Source organism: Clostridium sp. 1001283B150225_161107_B6, assembly GCF_015556325.1.
Lineage (GTDB): Bacteria > Bacillota > Clostridia > Lachnospirales > Lachnospiraceae > Enterocloster.
On record NZ_JADNMD010000001.1, the window covers coordinates 820132 to 840428 of the forward strand.

At 50.6% G+C, this 20297-nt stretch carries 20 protein-coding genes; 5 read left to right on the forward strand and 15 right to left on the reverse strand.

Annotated features, from left to right (window positions below):
- Window positions 1-3 precede the first annotated feature (3 nt).
- The 6 genes from I2H39_RS03655 to I2H39_RS03680 form a co-directional block, all read right to left on the reverse strand.
- Window positions 4-306 carry a DUF6637 family protein gene (locus I2H39_RS03655; RefSeq protein ID WP_002587606.1) on the reverse strand — a complete coding sequence of 101 codons (303 nt, stop codon included), beginning with the start codon at window positions 304-306 and terminating at the stop codon, window positions 4-6.
- Between the two features lie 3 nt (window positions 307-309).
- Entirely contained in the window at window positions 310-1302 is a 993-nt protein-coding gene (gene argF, locus I2H39_RS03660; protein WP_138306003.1) for an ornithine carbamoyltransferase, read from the reverse strand.
- 129 nt (window positions 1303-1431) lie between these two features.
- The gene (locus I2H39_RS03665; RefSeq protein WP_195625810.1) at window positions 1432-2721 is read right to left on the reverse strand and encodes a patatin-like phospholipase family protein; all 1290 of its coding nucleotides are present in this window, start codon (window positions 2719-2721) and stop codon (window positions 1432-1434) included.
- A complete protein-coding gene (locus tag I2H39_RS03670; protein WP_138306001.1) occupies window positions 2708-2950 on the reverse strand; it encodes a hypothetical protein in 243 nt (80 codons plus the stop codon). Before I2H39_RS03670 ends, I2H39_RS03665 begins: the two co-directional genes overlap by 14 nt.
- A 39-nt stretch (window positions 2951-2989) precedes the next feature.
- A complete protein-coding gene (locus I2H39_RS03675) occupies window positions 2990-3784 on the reverse strand; it encodes an RNA methyltransferase (RefSeq protein ID WP_195625811.1) in 795 nt (264 codons plus the stop codon).
- A gap of 24 nt (window positions 3785-3808) precedes the next feature.
- Complete coding sequence (locus I2H39_RS03680; RefSeq protein WP_195625812.1) at window positions 3809-5788, reverse strand: NAD(+) synthase; 1980 nt, start codon at window positions 5786-5788, stop codon at window positions 3809-3811.
- Between the two features lie 197 nt (window positions 5789-5985).
- On the opposite strand from I2H39_RS03680, the gene I2H39_RS03685 reads away from it, so the two are divergent.
- Entirely contained in the window at window positions 5986-6726 is a 741-nt protein-coding gene (locus tag I2H39_RS03685) for a tRNA threonylcarbamoyladenosine dehydratase (RefSeq protein ID WP_138305998.1), read from the forward strand.
- Between the two features lie 41 nt (window positions 6727-6767).
- On the opposite strand, the gene I2H39_RS03690 is transcribed toward I2H39_RS03685, so the two are convergent.
- A complete protein-coding gene (locus I2H39_RS03690; protein WP_138305997.1) occupies window positions 6768-7667 on the reverse strand; it encodes a YitT family protein in 900 nt (299 codons plus the stop codon).
- A gap of 30 nt (window positions 7668-7697) precedes the next feature.
- Window positions 7698-8132 carry an RrF2 family transcriptional regulator gene (locus I2H39_RS03695; protein ID WP_138305996.1) on the reverse strand — a complete coding sequence of 145 codons (435 nt, stop codon included), beginning with the start codon at window positions 8130-8132 and terminating at the stop codon, window positions 7698-7700.
- A 221-nt stretch (window positions 8133-8353) separates the two neighbouring features.
- Here I2H39_RS03695 and I2H39_RS03700 point away from each other — a divergent pair, with 221 nt between their 5' ends.
- Window positions 8354-8746 carry a desulfoferrodoxin family protein gene (locus I2H39_RS03700; RefSeq protein WP_138305995.1) on the forward strand — a complete coding sequence of 131 codons (393 nt, stop codon included), beginning with the start codon at window positions 8354-8356 and terminating at the stop codon, window positions 8744-8746.
- A gap of 492 nt (window positions 8747-9238) precedes the next feature.
- The gene (locus I2H39_RS03705) at window positions 9239-10648 is read left to right on the forward strand and encodes a spore germination protein (RefSeq protein WP_138305994.1); all 1410 of its coding nucleotides are present in this window, start codon (window positions 9239-9241) and stop codon (window positions 10646-10648) included.
- A 67-nt stretch (window positions 10649-10715) separates the two neighbouring features.
- Here I2H39_RS03705 and I2H39_RS03710 read toward each other — a convergent pair whose 3' ends face one another.
- The 3 genes from I2H39_RS03710 to I2H39_RS03715 form a co-directional block, all read right to left on the reverse strand.
- On the reverse strand, window positions 10716-11777 hold the full coding sequence (locus tag I2H39_RS03710; protein ID WP_195625813.1) for an Rpn family recombination-promoting nuclease/putative transposase: 1062 nt from the start codon (window positions 11775-11777) through the stop codon (window positions 10716-10718).
- Window positions 11771-11998, reverse strand: a complete 228-nt coding sequence (locus I2H39_RS28785) for a hypothetical protein (protein WP_207746750.1) — start codon at window positions 11996-11998, stop codon at window positions 11771-11773. The genes I2H39_RS03710 and I2H39_RS28785 overlap by 7 nt, the downstream gene beginning before the upstream one ends.
- A gap of 103 nt (window positions 11999-12101) precedes the next feature.
- Window positions 12102-13766: a peptide ABC transporter substrate-binding protein gene (locus I2H39_RS03715; protein WP_195625814.1), complete on the reverse strand. Its 1665-nt coding sequence runs from the start codon at window positions 13764-13766 to the stop codon at window positions 12102-12104.
- A 343-nt stretch (window positions 13767-14109) separates the two neighbouring features.
- Here I2H39_RS03715 and I2H39_RS03720 point away from each other — a divergent pair, with 343 nt between their 5' ends.
- Both I2H39_RS03720 and I2H39_RS03725 read left to right on the forward strand, forming a co-directional pair.
- Window positions 14110-14829, forward strand: coding sequence for an AzlC family ABC transporter permease (locus I2H39_RS03720; RefSeq protein WP_195625815.1), 720 nt, complete (start codon window positions 14110-14112; stop codon window positions 14827-14829).
- A complete protein-coding gene (locus I2H39_RS03725; RefSeq protein WP_138305990.1) occupies window positions 14819-15130 on the forward strand; it encodes an AzlD domain-containing protein in 312 nt (103 codons plus the stop codon). Before I2H39_RS03720 ends, I2H39_RS03725 begins: the two co-directional genes overlap by 11 nt.
- Window positions 15131-15137: 7 nt before the next feature.
- On the opposite strand, the gene I2H39_RS03730 is transcribed toward I2H39_RS03725, so the two are convergent.
- From I2H39_RS03730 to I2H39_RS03745, 4 genes are all read right to left on the reverse strand, one after another.
- Window positions 15138-16436 carry a DUF1576 domain-containing protein gene (locus tag I2H39_RS03730; protein ID WP_138305989.1) on the reverse strand — a complete coding sequence of 433 codons (1299 nt, stop codon included), beginning with the start codon at window positions 16434-16436 and terminating at the stop codon, window positions 15138-15140.
- A gap of 150 nt (window positions 16437-16586) precedes the next feature.
- Window positions 16587-16955, reverse strand: coding sequence for a PqqD family protein (locus tag I2H39_RS03735; protein WP_195625816.1), 369 nt, complete (start codon window positions 16953-16955; stop codon window positions 16587-16589).
- 110 nt (window positions 16956-17065) lie between these two features.
- A complete protein-coding gene (locus tag I2H39_RS03740; RefSeq protein WP_138305987.1) occupies window positions 17066-19012 on the reverse strand; it encodes an oligopeptide transporter, OPT family in 1947 nt (648 codons plus the stop codon).
- A 283-nt stretch (window positions 19013-19295) separates the two neighbouring features.
- Window positions 19296-20276, reverse strand: coding sequence for a Gfo/Idh/MocA family oxidoreductase (locus I2H39_RS03745; RefSeq protein WP_195625817.1), 981 nt, complete (start codon window positions 20274-20276; stop codon window positions 19296-19298).
- Window positions 20277-20297: the final 21 nt, after the last annotated feature.

A 20297-nucleotide genomic window follows, 5' to 3' on the forward strand; every position in this document is an offset into this window, starting at 1 on the left:
CCTCTATGCCCAGATACTGATGGCGCTTAAGATGCCAAGGACCATAAGTCCTGCCGCCAAAGCCAGCTGCAGGATACTGGCGCCAAACTTCTTCTTGTCCCTTCCCCTGGTCTTAAGCTCAAATATTCCGTTTACCGCGTTTAACAAGGCTGCCAGTAAAAACACCAGAGGGAAAAGCATATGATTTCCCTCCGGATTGATAAATGACAGCACAGCCAGGATTACAATGGCAATCCCAAGTATGAGGTGTACCATGTCCAGGAATACCCCGGAATGGCGCTCACTCCGTCCTCTCTGTCCCTGCATATATTATGATTCTCCTAACGTTGCAAGCATGACTGCTTTGATGGTATGCATCCGGTTCTCAGCCTCGTCGAACACAACTGACTGACCGGACTCGAATACTTCGTCTGTTACTTCCAGCTCGGATACATGGAAACGTTCTCCCATCTCCCTGCCAATCCTGGTCTTAAGGTCATGGAAAGAGGGCAGGCAGTGCAGGAAAATGGCCTTGGGGCCAGCCTGGTCCATGACAGCCTTTGTCACCTTATACGGGGTCAGGTCCTTAATTCTCTCCTCCCATACCTCATCAGGCTCACCCATGGATACCCACACATCCGTATCAATGATATCCGCTCCCCTGACAGCTTCCTCCACATCCTCAGTGAGGGTGACAGAACCGCCGCTGGCCGCCGCATAGGCCTGGCATTCCTCGACCAGCGTTGCATCCGGGAAATACTTAGCCGGAGCGCAGGCCACAAAATGCATGCCCATCTTTGTGCAGGCAATCATCAGGGAGTTACCCATATTATAGCGCGCATCTCCCATATACACAAGCTTTAAGCCCTTTAAACATCCCAAATGCTCGCGGATAGTCAGAAGGTCTGCCAGCATCTGGGTGGGATGGTCCTCATTGGTCAGTCCGTTCCACACAGGTACGCCGGCATACTTTGCCAGCTCCTCCACGATTTCCTGTCCAAAACCGCGGTACTCAATACCCTCGTACATTCTTCCCAAAACCCTTGCCGTATCCGCAATGCTTTCCTTCTTTCCAATCTGTGACCCTGACGGGTCCAGATAGGTGGTGCCCATGCCCAAATCGTGGGCAGCCACCTCAAAGGCGCACCGCGTCCTGGTACTGGTCTTTTCAAAAATAAGGGCCACATTCTTTCCGCGCAGGGAATCCACCAGCACTCCTTTTTTCTTCTTATCCTTCAGGTCCGCCGCCAAATCCAGCAGGTATGTAATCTCCTCCGGTGTATAATCTTTCAGCGTCAAAAAATGTCTTCCTTTTAAATTCATAGCATCCTCCCTATTCCACCACCCATGTCCTGCCATGTCTGCGGCTTGATTTTTTTGCAATAAATAACCATGCATTCATATTTCATAACGCATAGTTATTTATATTTATGCATCTTTATGCATAATATACTACACCTGAGTGCCGCTGTCAAGTACCGGTATCATGGCTTTTAATGCCGCGGTACCCGCTTTTTTGTGTATCAGGCGCAGCAGCTCCTCCACTGTATAAATTTTAAAACGGCTGATACGGTACTGTTTTGCCAAATCCTCCAGTATAGACAGGTACAAATCCTTGTAGTCCCACCCCTCCTTCAGCTTCAGTTCCTTTGCCAGCCGCGGGAATATCTGCTCTGTGAAAATGCGGTACCCGGGGTATGCGGGAATGGATTCCCGGGACAAAACAGCCTGGTCCAAAGGCGCCTGGGTTAAGGGGGCCTGCATGGGTATTTCCCGCCCGTTTTTCGCCTCCCCTTCATCTTTCCTCTCCTGCTCCATATAAGAAAGAAGGGTCTGCATCTCCGACATCATCTTATCAAAATAATATGGCTCACCTTCCGGCGCATCAATATAATAGACACGTCCTGCCAGTCCGTAGAGCATGCGTTTGCCGTCAAAATATCCCAGCAGCATGTTTCTTCTGGCCCTGCGTCTGTCAAACTCCAGAAGGCCTCCCAAATCCCTCCTGGGCGCCACATGGTACAGGGTTACTCCCTCCGGCACTTCCAGTTTCTTTTCCGTATCCACCCCATAGCCATATATCCTCAGGACAATCACGTCCTTATATCCTCTGTCCAGAAGTACATCCACCGGCACATTATTGATTCCTCCGCCATCCATATAATACTTACCGCCCAGCCGTTCCTGGCGGAAGCCAATCAGATAGGCGCTGGCCATGAGCAGGTCAGCCATCCCGCCTTCCGGAGCCTCCTTTACATTGGCAATAAGGGGATGCCGGTCGGAAATGGAGTATGTTACCACATAGAGTTCCCTGTCTGAATTTCGTATCTTTTCCTCATCCACCACATCATCAATCAAAGCCCTGAGCGGAGCGATATCAAATCCGCCGTCTCTCAGAACACGTATGGCTCCGGTTATTAATTCTCCCACATTAAGGGATGCAAGGCTGGAAATATTCTTAAGGCTTAATTTTCTCAGACGGTCCATAAGTTCATCATCCACATCCATAACCCTGGAATAGCTGATATTCTCCCATATGCGCTCTGCCTTTTCAAAGTCATCCATACAAATGAGGGCGCCGTTCAGGGCGCCGACGGAAGTACCCGCCGCGCCTTTTATCCTGATGCCTGCTTCCCGGAGCGCGCGCCAGGCGCCTATCTGATAGGCGCCTTTGGCCCCGCCCCCCTCCAGGACAATTCCATATTCCTTACTCAAATCCAGCTGAAGCTTAATGATGTCCACCTGCCCTTTCCCGTCTGCCCAGTATAAATGCCAGGGGACGTATCAGAATAAGCGTGAGGAATGATACCGCCACAAACACTGCCAGCTGCGCCTCCATGGGCAGCCCTGCCAGAGCTGCCGCAAATCCGCCTATGGCTCCGGCTGCAAACCACAGGGAAGTCAGGCAGCCAAAAGCCAGTTCCAAACCCAGAAAGACTAAAAATGATACAAGCCATCCAACTGATAACATAATCCCTTTCTCCTTTCTGTGGACAGGACGGGCCAGCAGTTACCGCCGGCGGTTTCTCCTCTGCCTGGCAGTCTCAAACATAAGAACAGATGCTGCAATGGCCGCGTTCAGGGACTCCACCTTACCCTCCATGGGTATCTTCACCAGGCAGTCTGCCAGCGAGGTGGTTTCCTCCGTGAGACCGTTGGCCTCATTTCCAATTAAAAAGCCCACATTGTCAGTATAATCTTCCTGGTCATAATTATTCATACCTTTCAGATGAGCCGCAAAAAGGCGTACCCCCCTGTTTTTCATCATTCTGCAGGCTTCCTGCAGGTCATCCACATACACAAACGGCATTCTGAATATAGACCCCATCGTGGAGCGGATGACCTTTGGATTATACAAATCCGCAGTATCATGATTCATGACAATCCCGGTGATTCCCGCGCCCTCTCCGGCACGGATAACGGTTCCCAGATTTCCCGGGTCCTGTATGGTTTCCAGGACCATGATGGCAAGAGGTCTGCCGTCTGCGGGCTTTAAAATGTCCTCCATGGTATAAAGCTTCTGTCTCACCACGGCCAGCACTCCCTGGGGAGTCTGTGTATCCGCCATCACATTCATGACCACATCACTGACTGTCTCCGGACGGAACTTTTCCATCCATTTCCTGTTGTTTCCGTCTCCTGCGAAGCTCTCTGTAACATACAGGGCATCCACATCCTCCGGTTTCAGTTCCCGGCACATCCTGAGACCTTCCACCACATACATATTCTCTTCCCGCCGGGCCTTTGCTTTGCTTCTCAGGCTCACAACACGCTTGACCTGCTTGTTCGATGTACTGTTAATCATCTGTATCCATTCTCCTGACCCTGCTTATTTAATGCCTTCCAGCTCCTCCAGCCACAGCCTGCCTGATGCATCACTGGGCATTCTTAAATCTCCCCTGGGAGAAACCGCCACCGAACCCACCTTCGGTCCGTCCGGAAGGCAGGAACGCTTAAACTGCTGGCTGAAGAAACGTCTGTAAAACACCTTCAGCCACTTAAGTATGGTTTCCCTGTCATACCGGGACTTAAATGCCTGGAGGGCCAGACGGAAAATCTTGGACGGGGCATATCCATACCGGAGTATATAGTAGAGATAAAAATCATGAAGCTCATAGGGCCCCACTAAATCCTCTGTTTTCTGGGAAATCCTGCCATCCTCCGGAGGCAGCAGTTCCGGGCTGACAGGTGTATCCAGCACGTCAAGGAGTACATCGGCCAGTTCCTTTTCATTGCAGGTATCCGCATAGTAGCGGACCAGATGACGGACCAGTGTCTTGGGAACCGACCCATTGACTCCATACATGGACATATGGTCTCCATTGTAGGTAGCCCATCCCAAAGCCAGCTCAGACATGTCGCCGGTCCCGATTACCATGCCTCCCGCCTCATTGGCAATATCCATGAGGACCTGGGTTCTTTCCCTGGCCTGGCTGTTCTCATAGGTCACATCATGCTTGTCCGTATCATGGCCGATATCCTCAAAATGACGGGTCACAGCCTCCCTGATTGGAATCTCCCGAAGCTCTGCACCCACCTTTTTCGCCAGGGTGCAGGCATTGTTGTAAGTCCTGTCCGTGGTCCCGAAACAGGGCATGGTTATACAATGTATGCCGGACCGGGGTATCTTAAGACTGTCAAACGCCCTCACGGTCACCAGCAGGGCCAGCGTGGAATCAAGTCCTCCGGACAGCCCAATCACCGCATCATGGCATCCCGTGTGTTCCAGACGCTTCTTAAGTCCCATGGCCTGAATGGAAAGAATCTCCTCACAGCGCCTGCTGCGCTGCCTCTCATCCCTGGGTACAAAGGGGGCCGGGTCCACAAACCGGAGCACATCCCCGCCTGCCTGGAAAGCCCCATAAGCCAGGACATCCTGACTCTCTGCGCAGTCCTCCAAATCCGCATCAAAGCTGAATTCCACAGTCAGATACCCGCCTTCCTCCCTGGCCGCCGCAGGGTCCGGGAAGGTACTCATGCGCCTGCGCTCACTGTCCAGCCGTTCCAAATCCATATCAGCACAAATGCTCTCGTTGATAAACCGTCTGGACTCCACCAGGCAGGTTCCGTTTTCAGCAATGATATTCTGGCCTCCAAACACCAAATCCTGAGTGGATTCCCCCTCCCCTGCATTGGCATAGATATATCCGCACACCAGCCTGGCTGACTGGCTGCAAATCAGCTCATGGCGGTACATGTCCTTACCTGTTGTCTCATCGCTGGCAGAACAGTTCACTACCACCGTTGCCCCGGCCAGGGCATGTCTGATGCTGGGCGGGCACGGCACCCACACATCCTCGCATATTTCAGCCGCAACCGTAAGCCCCTGCATGGTCTTACACTTAAACAGGAGATTCGTGCCCATGGGGACCCTGGCCCCATTCCAGTCAATCATGACTGCGCGTTCATTGCCCGGGCAAAAATTCCTGGCCTCATAAAACTCCGAATAATTAGGCAGGTTTCTCTTGGGCACCACGCCCAGAAGCCTCCCTTTATGGACAGCCGCAGCCGCATTGTAAAGCTTCCCATCCCGCTCCCAGGGAAGTCCCAGAAACACCAGGATATCCTTACCGTCCGTAAACCGGACAATGCGGTCCAGCTCCTCCCTTGCCTTCCTGAGCAGCGGCCTCTGTCCAAACAGGTCAGCACATGTATAAGCCGTAAGGCAAAGCTCCGGAAACACCATAAGCTTCACACCCCTGCTGTGTCCCTGACCAATCAAATCCATAATCTGCTGTGCATTATATTGCGGGTCAGCCACCCTGACCTTCGGCGTGGCAGCTGCAATCCGTAAAAATCCATCTTTCATGTCTGGCCTCCATCGAAAATAATTGTTTTGATTTAATATACCACAGATTGGAAGAAAAATATAGGGAGGAATTGGGCAGGGATTGAGGACGGGCAAACGGGCTGACACTCCCCCGCCTTCCCAAAACTCCCCATTTACATCCCCCTGATTCTATTATACAATCAATAAAACAAATAAAATGCAGGAGTTGTTTCTATATGATAAATGAATTTTCCAGAACTGAAATGCTCATAGGCGAGGACGGAATAAAGATTCTTAAGGAATCCACTGTGGCTGTTTTCGGGGTGGGCGGGGTTGGGTCCCATGCCGTGGAGGCACTGGCCAGATGCGGGGTGGGACGTCTGGTGCTTGTGGACAACGATACTGTCTCCCTTACAAATATTAACAGGCAGAGCATTGCGCTCCACAGTACCATGGGACAGTTTAAGACCCGGGTCATGAAGGATAAGATTGCAGATATCTGTCCTGATACCCAGGTCATTACCTTTGAGGAATTCGTCCTTCCTGATAATATGGACAACCTTTTTGAACAAATAAAACACCGGATGGGTCCAGCCGGCTCTGTTGATTATATCCTGGATGCCATTGATACGGTGACAGCCAAACTGGCTCTGGCGGATTTTGCGGCCTCACACGGCATCCGAATGATTGCTTCCATGGGGACCGGCAACAAGCTGCATCCAGAACTGTTCCGGATATCCGATATCTTCCAGACCTCTGTGTGTCCTCTCTGCAAGGTAATGCGAAAGGAACTTAAGGCCAGGAATATTTCCTCTCTGAAAGTCTGCTGGTCGCCGGAACAGCCTCTTACGCCGGGCCGGACAGCTGAGGATACCGGGTGCCGCCGCGCCACTCCGGGAAGCATTTCCTTTGTGCCGCCTGTGGCAGGCCTGATAATAGCCGGAGAAATCATAAGGGATATCTGCGCCCTTTCATAGCCTCAGATATCCCTGTGTCCGATTTATGATTGCTTCATTCCCTACTCCATGGGAGCCCGGTAAAACCTGCCCACAAACTGCTGTGTCCTCAGCACATTGATAATGATATGCTCATCCGCTTCCTGCATGATGTGGATGGCATTGTTTACCTCATAAGCGGATATAACCGTGTTTAACAGGTACATTTTCTTTTTGCTGTACCCTCCCATGGCTTCCACACAGGACATTCCATGACGGAAATGGCTGATATAGGCATCCACCACCTCCCGGCCCTTTATGGTGGTGGCCTGGAGGGTGACCAGCTCGTAGCGGTGGTGGAAGGCGGAAATCATGCGGGTTGAGATAAACTGGAAGATAATAGAGTATCCTGCGTGCTTCCAGCCAAAAATAGCTCCATAAAAACAGTACATCACTGCATTTCCGAAAAACACATAGGACCAGATGGAATGCCCTGTGCGGTTGGATACAAACAAGGCGATAAAGTCAGTGCCTCCGGTGGATGCATTCCCCCTGAGTGCAATGACGATTGCGCTTCCAAAAATAACGCCTCCAAATATAACATTCAGCACCTCATCCGTGAAAATAGGGCTGAAATCAAATATCTGCAGGAAAATACTGCTCAGGAATACCTGGACCAGGGAAAAAACGGTAAAACGGATGCTGATTCCCTTACAGCAGAGAAACGCCACCGGAATATTCAGCAAAAGCATGGTGACCTGCATGGGAATATTAAGTCCCTTCAATTCTCCCAGCCGTTCCACAAGCATGGCCATGCCTGTGAATCCGCCGGATATAATACCGGCGGGACGCACAAAAACCTGCAGTGCATAGGACTGAATAAGGGCGGACACAAGCACTGCAGCCACCGTGATGCCAATCCTTACCCGTCTGTCTTTCTTCCATTGATTGATAAAATCAGAGATTCTCAGAATCTGTCCCATAGGGTACTTCGCTCCTGTTTCATATAGTCATCATATCACATAATTATCCTTCATGCTTTTCTGCCATTGAACCAAATCCTCCAATGTATATTTATCCACTACCCCGCTGATGGCCTCATCCAGTTCACGCCACAGCCGAAGGGTCACACAGTCCATCTGTCTGGTACAGGGATTCTCATCGCCGCTTAAACAGTCCACCGGAGCCAGACTGCCTTCCGTGATTCTCAGAATAGAACCCACTGTATAGTCCGAGGACGGCCTGGCCAGGTAATATCCTCCCTGGTTTCCCCTGATGCTGCGCACATAACCCGCCCTGGATAAGATGGAAATAATCTGCTCCAGGTATTTACCGGAGATACCCTGGCGGTTGGCAATATCCTTTATTTTAACAGGCTCGCCGTCTCCGTGAATGGCTAAATCCACCATGGTGCGGAGGGCATAACGGCCTTTTGTCGATACAAGCATGTATGTTCACGTCCTTTATCTTAAATTTTATCCTGTCATGAGTATATCATACTATTCCTGTAGGAAATATGTCAATAGTAAGTTATTGTCCCTGCCAGGTCTGCCTGAAAGCTTTATGAATAGAGTGCACCATTTTCGGGAAAATAATATGGAAACCGAGAAAAATTGCAGGGCTGATTCCATGCAGCCAGCCTGCTGACCACTGAGAACGGAGGATTTTCATGAAGAATGAACCGGTATTCCTGACAGACAAAAACCATAACATTGTGTTGGAGGCCCTTTCACCGGCGCCCAATGCAGCTCTCCCTGATTCCTGCAAACCCTTTGAAATCCTGGAGCCTACAACCTCTGAGGGTGCGGCGGAAAAGCATCTTCCGGTAGTGGAACAGGAAGGACTCCACGTAACGGTCAAGGTAGGAAACATTTTCCATCCCATGGGGCAGGAGCACAGCATTGGATGGGTATGCCTTGTGACAAAAGCCGGCTGCATCATGCGTGTTCCCTTAACCCCTGATTGCGAGCCAGTGGCATGCTTCACCCTGGAAGATGGCGACAGGCCCGCCGCAGCCTATGCTTACTGCAATCTTCACGGACTGTGGAAAACATCGCTCTGATATTCCCGTCTGATACATCCGGGTGTGATGCTCCCCGGTGTGATGCTCCCAACCTGTTCCTGAACTGCTAGCGGGCTGTACCGGGACGAAGAGACTGATAACCTCTGCATCTTCAGAGGCGGATTGCCGGACACATCACGACAAAAATTCTGACAAAAAAATGAGAGCCGCCCTTCCCCCACAGAAGGCAGCTCTCAGTCACGTTCAAAAACCGTCACACTATTAGTTTATCTGGCATCCCCATACCAAACAAAAACCTGTAAGGCACTCCTTTGTGCTTCTTACATGGACACTATACCACTGCTCCCATGATTTGTCAATCATCTTTGTGCATATTAGTGAATTCCCTTCCCCTGTAAACAAGTTTTTATATAAGATTCTTCCATCTGTGCGCGGTTCAAAGACAAATGTCGCCTGTATATTTATCTTTCATCGGTACATACTAACTTAAGCCAGAATTTTTATCTGAAGTCACACAGAAAGGAAGAAACCATGGAATTTTCCCAAAATTTAAAGGACAATATTACTTACCTTCACAAAAAGCTGAATGTACAGACGAATTTTGACGTGGTTTACCGCGTTGTCCATATCGGCGGCCGGGAAGCATGCCTTTATTTCATAGATGGTTTTACAAAGGACGATTCCCTGTTGAAAATACTGCAGGTGTTTTCCACCATCAAACCTGAGGATATGCCTGAGGACGCCCACGGCTTCTCCAAACAGTATGTTCCTTACGGCGAGATTGGACTGCTTGCCAATGACCAGGATATGACGGTCCAGCTGTTATCCGGCGTATCCTGTCTCTTTATTGACGGCTACGATAAATGTATTACCATTGACTGCCGCACCTATCCTTCCCGCGGTGTCAGCGAGCCGGAAAAAGATAAGGTTATGCGGGGCTCCAGGGATGGTTTTGTTGAAACCCTGATTTTTAATACAGCCCTGATCCGCCGCAGAATCCGGGACCCCAGACTCACCATGGAAATCACGTCCGCCGGCGAGAGCTCCCACACCGATATTGCCATCTGTTATATGGAGAACCGGGTGGATAAACAGCTCCTGGATAAAATCAAAAAACGGATTCAGAATCTAAAGGTAGATGCATTGACCATGAATCAGGAAAGCCTGGCGGAATGCCTCTTTCCCTATAAATGGTTCAACCCTTTTCCCAAATTCAAGTTTTCAGAACGTCCGGACACAGCGGCTGCTTCTATTTTAGAAGGAAACATCATTATCCTGGTGGATAACTCTCCGTCTGCCATGATACTTCCTTCCTCTGTTTTTGATATCATCGAAGAGGCAGATGATTACTACTTTCCTCCCATTACAGGCACCTACCTGCGTCTGTCCAGGATGACCATATCCCTGCTGTCCCTGCTCCTGACCCCCACATGGCTTCTGTTCATGCAGAATACGGAGCTTATACCGGACTGGCTGGCTTTTATCCGGCTGTCAGACCCGCTTAACGTGCCTTTAATCTGGCAGCTTCTCATACTGGAATTTGCCATTGACGGCCTGCGGCTGGCTGCTGTCAATACCCCCAATATGCTGACCACTCCCCTCAGTGTTATAGCCGGTATTGTTCTGGGAGAATACGCGGTAAAATCCGGATGGTTCAACAGTGAAACCATGCTGTACATGGCATTTGTAACCATCGCCAATTACTCCCAGGCCAGCTTTGAATTGGGTTACGCCATGAAATTCATGCGTATCATTATTTTGATACTGACAGCCATCCTGAATATTTGGGGATTTGTCATCGGAGTCATTCTGTCTGCCTGCGCTATCATATTCAACCGGACAATTGCCGGCAAGAGTTATATTTATCCGCTGATTCCCTTCAGCCTGTCGGAATTAAAGAAGCGTTTTCTCAGAGGACGGCTGCCCCATACAGAGAAATAGTTGTATTTTTTTCCTGCGGGAAACATGGTGAAGAAACAGAGAACCGGCTTTTGGCCGGTTCTGTTTCCTAACTCATATTAGAATACATATCAAAATAGGCTGCTGCATCTTCTTTCGACAATGAAAAACGTTTCTCCAGCTTGTTTAAAATGATTTCCTTGTCTTTTCCCTCTTCCAGGTTATCTTCTATCATGGCTTTGATGCCCTGTGACAGTCCCTGCTCTAATCCCTGCGATAGTCCCTGCTCTAATCCCTGCGATAGTCCCTGCTCTAATCCCTGCAATAATCCCTGCTCCAGTCCTTGGGACATCCCATTCTGAACCGCCTCCTGCGCCAGTTTCTTATAATAGCTGCGCATCGTAGCCTCATCGCTGGCTGCTTTCAGGCGCTGCAGGTACAGATAACGCAGTTCTTTGTCAGCATTCAGGCGTTCCAGTTCCTCTACTGCTTCCTTCATATAACGGTTTCTCTTTGCCATGTCTTTAAGCACCTCCCAGTCACGGGCGGATATAAGCTTTGCCCAGTGGTATACCTCTGTTTGCTTTTCTTCTTCACTGCAGGAATCTAATTTATTTAAGTATAGCACACGCAGACTGATTTTGTCACTATAGACTCTCCCTGTTCTGTCATCCCTGAGCCGTATAACTGAATAAAAATGTGTTGTGCTGCTCAGCGGAAATCCCAGAATGCTTATATGTACACACTCCTCAAGGGCATCATAATTCTGGCCTTTTAAAAAATCTTCCGCATACATACGGCTGAGGTAGAACAGGCTTCGCTCCTCCCAATATGGATGGGACAGAACCTGAATTTCTATATTGATTTTTTTGGAATGATTCAGATGTACCTTGACATCCAGTATCCCTTCCCGGTCTTGTGCATATTCCCCGTGCAGAAATGTGTCAGGAAATTCCAAACTTATTATTTCCTTTTCAGGAATATCCAGCAGGCTGCTCAAAAGCCCTGTCAGCGCAATTTTATTGCGGAAGGTCTTCTTAAAAGCAAAATCATTGGTCAGACAGATGTCCAGGGGCCTGCCGCTGTCCGCCAGCTGCTTTAGCTGCAAATCCACTTTCTTTTTACCTTCCTTAAAGAACCGTATGATGCGCCCTCTGCGCCATTTTACCATAGGCATAACCCTCCCTGACCTTTTATTTTATGTGACACCATTGGAATTCCCGGCAGATACGCCAGTCCCGGGCAGAAAATAACGGATTTCCCGCCGGGCAAGACTCTTATATAGATTGCTTGGAAACAATCTGATTGGTTCAGTATATCATATAACGGACCAGTTTTCAATAATCCCCGGCCTTTTGACACCTCAGCTTTTGACACCTCTTCTCTTGCCATCTCAGCATATAAAAAACAGCGCCGGCCTCCCTCCATTCTCAAGAAGGGGAATAACCGGCGCTGCCAATCTCTATTTTAATTCATAAGGTTATAAATACAGATATTAAATCTTATCCGCATTCCTGAACAGGGTATGGCCGTTTGCGTTCTTCACCAGACCTGATACATCCGGCTTTGCCAGGACAACGGCGTTCAGATAATACAGAGGTATAATAGGCATCTCATCCATCAGAATGGCCTCTGCCTCCTTAAATATCTCCATACGCCTGCTGTTATCTGCCAGGTTGCGGCATTCCTCTATCATGCTGTCATATTTCATGGCATTGTCCCCGCTCCAGCGGTTCTGGTTGTAGGCCCGGGCCTGGGTAAAACAGTTCAGGTTTGTGTCCGGGTCCAGGTAGTCACCGGTCCATCCGTCAAAGCATACATCAAAGTTTCCGGCCTTCTGCTCATCCCAGTAGACCTTTGACTCAAAGGTAACAATATCTGCCTGTACGCCAAGATTATCCTTCCACATGGACTGGATTACCTGGGCAATGTCCTTGTTCTCTTTTGTGTTGGTGACAATAAAGGTCAGGGTTGGGAATCCCTCTCCGTTGGGATATCCTGCATCTGCCATGAGCTGCTTTGCAGCCTCCACATCCTCTTTAATCAAATCACCAGATACGGTGCGGAAGTCATCAGCGGAACCTTCATAGGGTATCCCATAAGGTACAAATCCGTAGGCTGGTTCCGGTTTGGACGGAACAATGGACTCGCAGATTGTCCTGCGGTCGATTGCCATGGCCAGGGCCCTTCTCACATCCGGATTGGACAGATACTCCCTGGAACAGTTAAAATCATAATATCTTGTTCCAATCTTGTCATATCCTTTCAGTTCTTCCGTGTTCCCATACTGGTCAATGGCCTGGGAGGTCACCAGGTTATCGCCCATGGCATCAATCTCACCTGCATTGTATGCGGATAAGGCTGACTCGGGAGACTGGATGATAACGATTTCCACCCCGTCCAGTTTAACGGAATCGGCAGCATAGTAATTAGGGTTTTTCTTCAGCACATAGCTGCTCTGGGGATTTATCTTTTCCAGGGTAAATGCACCGTTGCACACATAGGTATCCGCGGACTTGGTCCAGGGCTCCTTTCCCTCCACCACATCCTGCTTTACCGGGAAAAAGTTGCTGGACGCGGTCAGATAGAGAAAATACGGCGTGGGTGCCTTCAGGGTCACTTCCAGGGTTTTATCGTCCAGGGCCTTCACCCCAACATCCTGGGCAGAGCCTCCCTGGGTGTTATATTCTTCTCCGCCCTTCAGATAGTGCAGTTCCCATGCTGCGGGGGAAGCCGTATCCGGATTCAGGACGCGTTTCCAGGAATATTCAAAATCCCCTGCCGTCAAATCGCTTCCATCCGACCATTTAAGACCGTCCTTCAATGTAAAGGTATAGGTCAGTCCGTCACCGCTTACCTTGTATGTGTCGCACATGGCATTGCTCAGGCTTCCGTCTGCCTCCAGCTGGAACAGGCCGCAGAACATATTCTGCAGAAAGGTGGATGACGTACTGTAGTTATTCATGGTGGGGTCCAGGGTTTCCGGTTCTTCCATCACTGCATAGGTAAGGATTTTCCCTCCCTTGTCTGAATCAGACCCGGCATCTGCCGAGGCTTCCGTACCGGCATCTGTTCCCGCCGGACTGTTTTGTGTTCCGCCGCAGCCGGACAGGGCGGCGGCCAGGGCCGCACACAGCAACAGGCTTAATTTTTTCTTCATAAATTTCCTCCTTTTTCCAGGATTCCCGTTAAGCAGAATCCAATACAGGAAATTATACCTGTATCCCATACGGAAAGTCAATACATGAGAAACAGTTTGGCGGCCTTCTTCTCCCGGCATCTCTTCCCCTGTCCGCAGTACCAGTCCTCCCGTATACAGCCGGCAGTACATACCGGCATTGGACTGCCGGGATATCAGGGCGCACAAATGTAACAGGACCGGCAGCACACCGGACTGCGCCGGGGATTTCCCCGACTTTCTTAAAAACCGCATTTACAACCTGGATTTTCCTGCTATAATTGGTAGGGGTGTCTTATCCCAATTCACATTCTGAGAGGTTATCATGAAGCACAATTCACATCAATTTCATTGCGGACTGAAAGATGGGGTTCCCATCGGGCTGGGATATCTGGCCGTGTCCTTTACATTCGGAATCATGGCAAGGGGGGCCGGGCTTACCACCCTCCAGTCCGTTATTATGTCCTTTACAAACCTGACAAGCGCAGGACAGTTTGCAGCCCTGGGAATCATACAGGCCGGGGCTCCCTTCATGGAAATGGCAGCGGCCCAGCTCATCATCAATCTGCGCTACTGCCTTATGTCCTGCTCCCTGTCCCAGAAGCTGGACCCGGATGCGCCCTTCTTCCACCGTTTCTTTATGTCCTATGGGGTTACGGACGAGATATTCGGCGTATCCGTATGCCGCCCGGGCTGGCTGAGTCCCTTTTACAGCTATGGGCTTATCTGCGTTGCCGTGCCCGGCTGGACCCTTGGCACACTGCTGGGAGCTGTTTCCGGCGAGCTGCTTCCGGCACGGCTCTTAAGCGCCCTGAACGTGGCACTGTATGGAATGTTCCTGGCCGTGGTGATTCCTCCTGCCAAGACAAGCAGGATTCTCACCGGCGTCATCCTTGCCTCCATGGGCTTAAGTCTTGTGTTTGCCCATGCACCCATTCTGTCCGGCCTGTCCTCGGGTTTTAAAATCATCCTGCTGACCATCCTGATTGCCGGTGCGGCAGCCATCCTGTTCCCTGTAAAGGAGGATAATGAACATGAATCCTAAAGTATACCTGTACATCCTTGTAATGGCAGGCGTGACCTACCTGATTCGTCTCCTTCCGCTGACCCTGATTAAGAAGGAAATCAAGAACGCATATATAAAGTCCTTTCTTTATTACGTACCCTATGTCACCCTGTCCGTCATGACCTTTCCTGCCATACTCCACGCCACTGCATCTGTGTGGTCCGGCGCAGCAGCGCTGGCAGTGGCTGTCCTTTTGGCCTGGAAGGGAAAGAGCCTGTTTAAGGTATCCCTGGCCGCATGCGCCATGGTGTTTCTGCTGGAGTTCGTCCTCCTGCCATGACCATTGCCTACAGCGACAATCCGCCTCTTGCCCTGGCCCGTCTGTCCATTACGGACTGGATGACCGGAACCATAAATATTGCCACGATTCCCCCTGCATAACCGTTATTATACAGGTTCATGCCTCCATACACGATTCCCACGTTAAGGGCCACGGAGGAATGCAGATAACCTGCCACGATTCCGGCCACCACGCCGAATTCCCCTGCCACCGGCGCAAGGGTGGTGGAGAACAAAAGGGCCAGCATGGGGGACGGCTGATAAATATTCCAGGTTTTGGTGAAGCTGGCCAGATATACTCCCATCATCACCGGTGCAATATTGCGAAGATGTTTTCCCGTGGCACCAAAACCGACAATGGTAAAAATGCCGCATATGGTAGGTCCGTTCAGCTGGCCTCCCACTGCCAGCACGAAATAGGTGGCGAACAGCCCGTTGACCCCCATATTGAACACAGTGCTGGCTCCGCCCTCATCTCTCAGATAATCGGTTCCGCCGATGCCGTAGGATTTGATAATTCTCTTGTAGGATTCCCATATGCCCTTTCCCCTCACCGCAACCCCGCATACAATCATGCCTCCAAACAGCACGGACAGCACGATTCCAAATACCTCATTGTTCCCTGTGGACCAGATAAGCCTGGATTCTATCTCCACCCCAAAGGATTTAAGCACCGACACGATGACCGTGGCTATGATGCCGGAGGCAAATCCCACATTGTACAGGGAGTATCCTTTGTGGGCAAAATGCACATGGGTGGAAAGGGGCGGAAGCACAAAGCCTATAATCAGCCCCACGGCCAGGGCAACGGCCATCCGCATCACCACCGGCAGGTTGCCCACCTGCATCATCTGGGTAATGATTGGCGACAGGCTGGTGCCGTACAGGCCAATGTAAATATACCTGCGCATGGATGTCTTGTGGTACCGGGCGTACAGGTACACACCGGCCAGAATGGCCCATATGTTAAGCAGGTTCTTGCCGAACAGCGAGAACCCGAACATCAGGCAGCTGGATGTGATGGTGTGGCCGTCCATGTCCATGCCCATGAAGTAGATAATGCCAATGCTCATAAGTGTCAGGGCGCCGGCATTGATGAGGGCAGCCCCCACGCCGCCCACAACAAAATAATCCGTTATCAGGAAATCCGGTTCTTTTATCAGGCGCACGATTCCCGGGCCGATTTCCTGGATTGGCTGCAAAAACAGCCCAATGACCATAAAATAAACAGGGAGCAGCGACAACAGAAAAAACTTCTGCTTCCTGGTCAGGGATTTCAGTTCATGGAATTGCTCCAAATGTTTCATAAATACCTCCCGATTCACATTCTTTTTCTATCATAACTGATAGACCTCCTGTTGGCAAAGACATTTTTTACTTCTATTGGTAAATTTATTATCAAACACGGCGGACAGCCTTTTCAGAATAAGGCCGTCCGCCGTGCATTTTCTTTTTGTCTATTTACTGAATATCACAAACCGGTTGTCCCTCAACATCTTCACAAATTTAGCCAGCCGTTCATACAGAGGCTCGGCCTGTTCACCGAATTCTTCCCTGACCAGCGCTCCGATGTCAATGATATTCCTGCTCCCGTCCATCTGTTTCCAGACAAAGCTTCCGAACCGGTCCAGCTTCACATGGCTCACTTTGGGCGTGACCCACAGCTTCTGGGCCAGCCTGTCAAAGATTCCCTTGTGCACCATATCCACGGTCACCATACCCTGGTCATCCTCTTTCCATGCAAACTCCGGGTTTCTGACCGGTACCTTTTCCAGATAGTTCTGGTCTTTTCTCTTACTGAAGCCCAATGCAAACCTTCCTTTCATTTTCCTCTTTTACAAACATGCAGAGGGAGCCGGAGCGCGGCAAAAAAAACAATTTTCAGACGCGCTCCGTAATACCCGGCCCCATGCACGGGAAAATAACACCGCACCGCTTATTTCCTGTTATCCTTATGCCAGATGGTAAACTTGCACATGGTAAGCATCAGCAGCGCAAATACAATGAGAGATACAATCTTCGCAGCCGGACTCACAAGGAAAGCACCGAATCCGTTTTCCATAGCGGACAGGTTAACGAAATCACCCAGATTCGCGCCCCTTGTACTTGCAAACGGGATAATGGCAAATACGGCCAGAAGGATTCCTACCAGGCCCTCTCCCGCAATCATGCCTGATGTATAGAGCACCCCCCGGTCAATGGCCTCTTTCTTATCCTCTTCCCTGGTATATTTACGCTTTTCATACCAGTGGCGAATCAGTCCTCCCACCATGATGGCAGCAGTGGTCCTGAGGGGCAGGTATAAACCTACCGCTACCGGCATTACCGGAATCCCAAGGATTTCAATGACAACTGCAATGGCCGCGCCTGCCAGAATCATGTTCCATGGAAGGTTGCCGTCCATAACGCCCTCCACCACGGTCTTCATAATCATGGCCTGGGGAGCCGGAAGCTCTGCCGACCCGTAGCCCCATGCCTGGTTCAGAAGGTAAAGCACGCCTCCGATTGCAATGGCAGAGGAAACCACGCCAATCAGCTCGCCCATCTGCTGGTTCTTAGGCGTGGAGCCTACCAGATAGCCGGTCTTTAAATCCTGGGAGGTATCTCCTGCAATGGCTGCAATGACGCAGATAACACCACCGATGGAGATAACACCCATCATGCTCTCATGGGTAGCGCCGGACACGGCCTTGAGCACCAGTGCAGACACCAGCAGCGTGGCAATGGCCATACCGGAAACCGGATTGTTGGAGGAACCAACCAGTCCCACCAGACGTGAGGACACGGCTGCAAACAGGAAACCGAACACGGCAATCAGCAGCGCACCCACAAAATTCACAGGAACCGCCGGAACCAGCCATATGATTACCACGGCAATGAGTACGCCTATAAGCACCACATTCATGGGGATGTCCTTATCCGTACGCAGGGTGGAAACCTGGCGTCCGCCCTTTAAGTCACGCATGGCATCCCGGAAGGTATTTACAATCATGGGAAGGGACTTAACCAGGCTTATGATGCCTGCCGCCGCAACGGCGCCGGCGCCGATGTAGCGGATATAAGAGCCCCACATAGCCTGGCTGCTCATCTCGCTAACCAGCACGTCAGACGGGGCAAAGGGCGCTGTAAGCCCGCTTCCGAACAGCTTGATAATGGGCATCAGAATCAGCCATGATATGATGCCTCCCGAAAACATATAGGAAGAAATCTTAGAACCGCAGATGTAGCCTACTCCGGCCAGGGCCGGAAGAACGGAAATACCCACGCCTCCGCCATATTTGCGGATATCATAGTCCACATCGCTGGGAAACAGCTTCAGGCCGTCGGCCACAAACTTATACAAGGCTGCAATTCCCATTCCGGCAAATACTACGCCGGCCTTGGAACCGCCCTGCTCTCCTGCAATCAGTACCTCGGCGCATGCCTGGCCCTCCGGATAGGGAAGCACGCCATGCTCCTTGACAATCAGTGCCTGACGCAGCGGAATCATGAACAGGACGCCCAAAACCCCTCCGCACAGCGCAATCAATGCAATCTCCACCAGGGAAGGCGCTCCCTCCCCCCACTCGCTCATCCACATAAACAGGGCGGGCAGGGTAAAGATGGCGCCTGCTGCCACAGACTCACCTGCAGAGCCAATGGTCTGCACCATGTTGTTTTCCAGAATGGAATCCCTTCTGAGGATTACCCGGATAACGCCCATGGAGATAACGGCCGCAGGTATGGATGCGGACACGGTCATACCGACGCGAAGGCCCAGATATGCATTGGCGGCGCCAAAGAGAACGGCCAGCAGGATACCCAGAACCACGGAAACCGCGGTGACCTCCGGAACCACCTTGTGGGCCGGTATAAATGGTTTAAAGCCATTTTCATCTTTCATGTATCTATCGCTCCTTTCGTATTAACCGCATAAAAACCAAATATTTTGGCTCCTACGCGAGATACAAGCCTACCCTGCCGAAACAGGGCGGCTTGTATCTTATCTCCGCAATTATAACATTCTTCAGAAAAAATTTCCACATATTTTGTGTAAATGGTAAGAATTGCATCAATTTTTTTAATTATTCCTTCATTTTCATCAAATAAAACGGCCCCAAAACCTTACAAAACAAAGTATTTTCTCTGTTTTGCAGTTCGGGGCCGGAAATAATTTCCGAAAACCATTATTTTTCACAATCAAACACAAGTCCCCAGGAAGCCCTGATATCATCCATCAGACCAAGGATGTCCAGGGTATCCTCCTTCTTAAGCACATCGCTGGACGACATGCCCAGACGGACGCACCGGTTCACCTCCTGTATCTGATATTCAAATCCATTTACCTCAAAGGGAAAATCCAGGACATATTCCTCCCCTTTCATGGGCCGGATGACCAGCCGTTCAGCCTTCTGGTAATCCGGCAGGTAAATGGAGCCCCCGGAGCCGAACACGGCTGCTTCCCTTGGCATATCCATGCCGATGGAGGCGGTGGCCGCCGCCCTGGCGCCTCCCGGATAGCGCAGAAGAATCGTACTGTAATCATCGGTGCCGAATTCATTCAGATGGTGCTCTGATGTAAAATGTTCCGGCGGCACATCTCCCATGACCATGCGCAGGAATCCCAGGTTATAGATTCCCACATCCAGAAGCGCGCCTCCGCCCAGACCGGAATCAAACTTGCGCGCCTTTCTTGCTCCTCCGGCCACAAAGCCGTAATCGCATCTGGCAAAGCCCACCTGGCCTATGACTCCTTCCCGTATCAGCTCCTGCATCTTTTTCAGGGCCGGAAGATGGCGGATCCAGAACGCTTCCATGATAAACAGCCCCTTTTCCTCTGCTGCGGCAAACAGCCGCTCCCCATCCTTTACATTGGTGGTAAATGGTTTTTCACATAACACATGCTTTCCCGCTTCAAGGCATGCCATACAGTTTTCATAGTGCATGTTGTTGGGAGTAGCCACATAGACCGCATCCACCTCAGGGTCCCTGAGAAGTTCCTCATAGGAACCATATGCCCTGGAAATCCCGTATTTTTTTCCGAATGCCTCTGCCTTTTCCACGGAACGGGACCCGCAGGCCGCCAGGCGGTCCTCACCCTTCATTCCATTTACTGTGTCAGCGAACTTTGCCGCGATGGTACCGGTTGCCAAAATTGCCCAATTCATATGATATGCCTCCAATCGTTT

Coding starts and splice junctions, on each gene's coding strand:
- argF (WP_138306003.1), bottom strand. CDS start 1,302: ATGAATTTAAAAGGAAGACATTTTTTGACGCTGAAAGATTATACACCG.
- I2H39_RS03745 (WP_195625817.1), bottom strand. CDS start 20,276: ATGAATTGGGCAATTTTGGCAACCGGTACCATCGCGGCAAAGTTCGCT.
- I2H39_RS03705 (WP_138305994.1), top strand. CDS start 9,239: ATGGAATTTTCCCAAAATTTAAAGGACAATATTACTTACCTTCACAAA.
- I2H39_RS03685 (WP_138305998.1), top strand. CDS start 5,986: ATGATAAATGAATTTTCCAGAACTGAAATGCTCATAGGCGAGGACGGA.
- I2H39_RS03700 (WP_138305995.1), top strand. CDS start 8,354: ATGAAGAATGAACCGGTATTCCTGACAGACAAAAACCATAACATTGTG.
- I2H39_RS03715 (WP_195625814.1), bottom strand. CDS start 13,766: ATGAAGAAAAAATTAAGCCTGTTGCTGTGTGCGGCCCTGGCCGCCGCC.
- I2H39_RS03680 (WP_195625812.1), bottom strand. CDS start 5,788: ATGAAAGATGGATTTTTACGGATTGCAGCTGCCACGCCGAAGGTCAGG.
- I2H39_RS03675 (WP_195625811.1), bottom strand. CDS start 3,784: ATGATTAACAGTACATCGAACAAGCAGGTCAAGCGTGTTGTGAGCCTG.
- I2H39_RS03670 (WP_138306001.1), bottom strand. CDS start 2,950: ATGTTATCAGTTGGATGGCTTGTATCATTTTTAGTCTTTCTGGGTTTG.
- I2H39_RS03710 (WP_195625813.1), bottom strand. CDS start 11,777: ATGGTAAAATGGCGCAGAGGGCGCATCATACGGTTCTTTAAGGAAGGT.
- I2H39_RS03690 (WP_138305997.1), bottom strand. CDS start 7,667: ATGGGACAGATTCTGAGAATCTCTGATTTTATCAATCAATGGAAGAAA.
- I2H39_RS03730 (WP_138305989.1), bottom strand. CDS start 16,436: ATGAAACATTTGGAGCAATTCCATGAACTGAAATCCCTGACCAGGAAG.
- I2H39_RS03740 (WP_138305987.1), bottom strand. CDS start 19,012: ATGAAAGATGAAAATGGCTTTAAACCATTTATACCGGCCCACAAGGTG.
- I2H39_RS28785 (WP_207746750.1), bottom strand. CDS start 11,998: ATGGCAAGAGAAGAGGTGTCAAAAGCTGAGGTGTCAAAAGGCCGGGGA.
- I2H39_RS03695 (WP_138305996.1), bottom strand. CDS start 8,132: ATGCTTGTATCGACAAAAGGCCGTTATGCCCTCCGCACCATGGTGGAT.
- I2H39_RS03735 (WP_195625816.1), bottom strand. CDS start 16,955: ATGAAAGGAAGGTTTGCATTGGGCTTCAGTAAGAGAAAAGACCAGAAC.
- I2H39_RS03655 (WP_002587606.1), bottom strand. CDS start 306: ATGCAGGGACAGAGAGGACGGAGTGAGCGCCATTCCGGGGTATTCCTG.
- I2H39_RS03720 (WP_195625815.1), top strand. CDS start 14,110: ATGAAGCACAATTCACATCAATTTCATTGCGGACTGAAAGATGGGGTT.
- I2H39_RS03725 (WP_138305990.1), top strand. CDS start 14,819: ATGAATCCTAAAGTATACCTGTACATCCTTGTAATGGCAGGCGTGACC.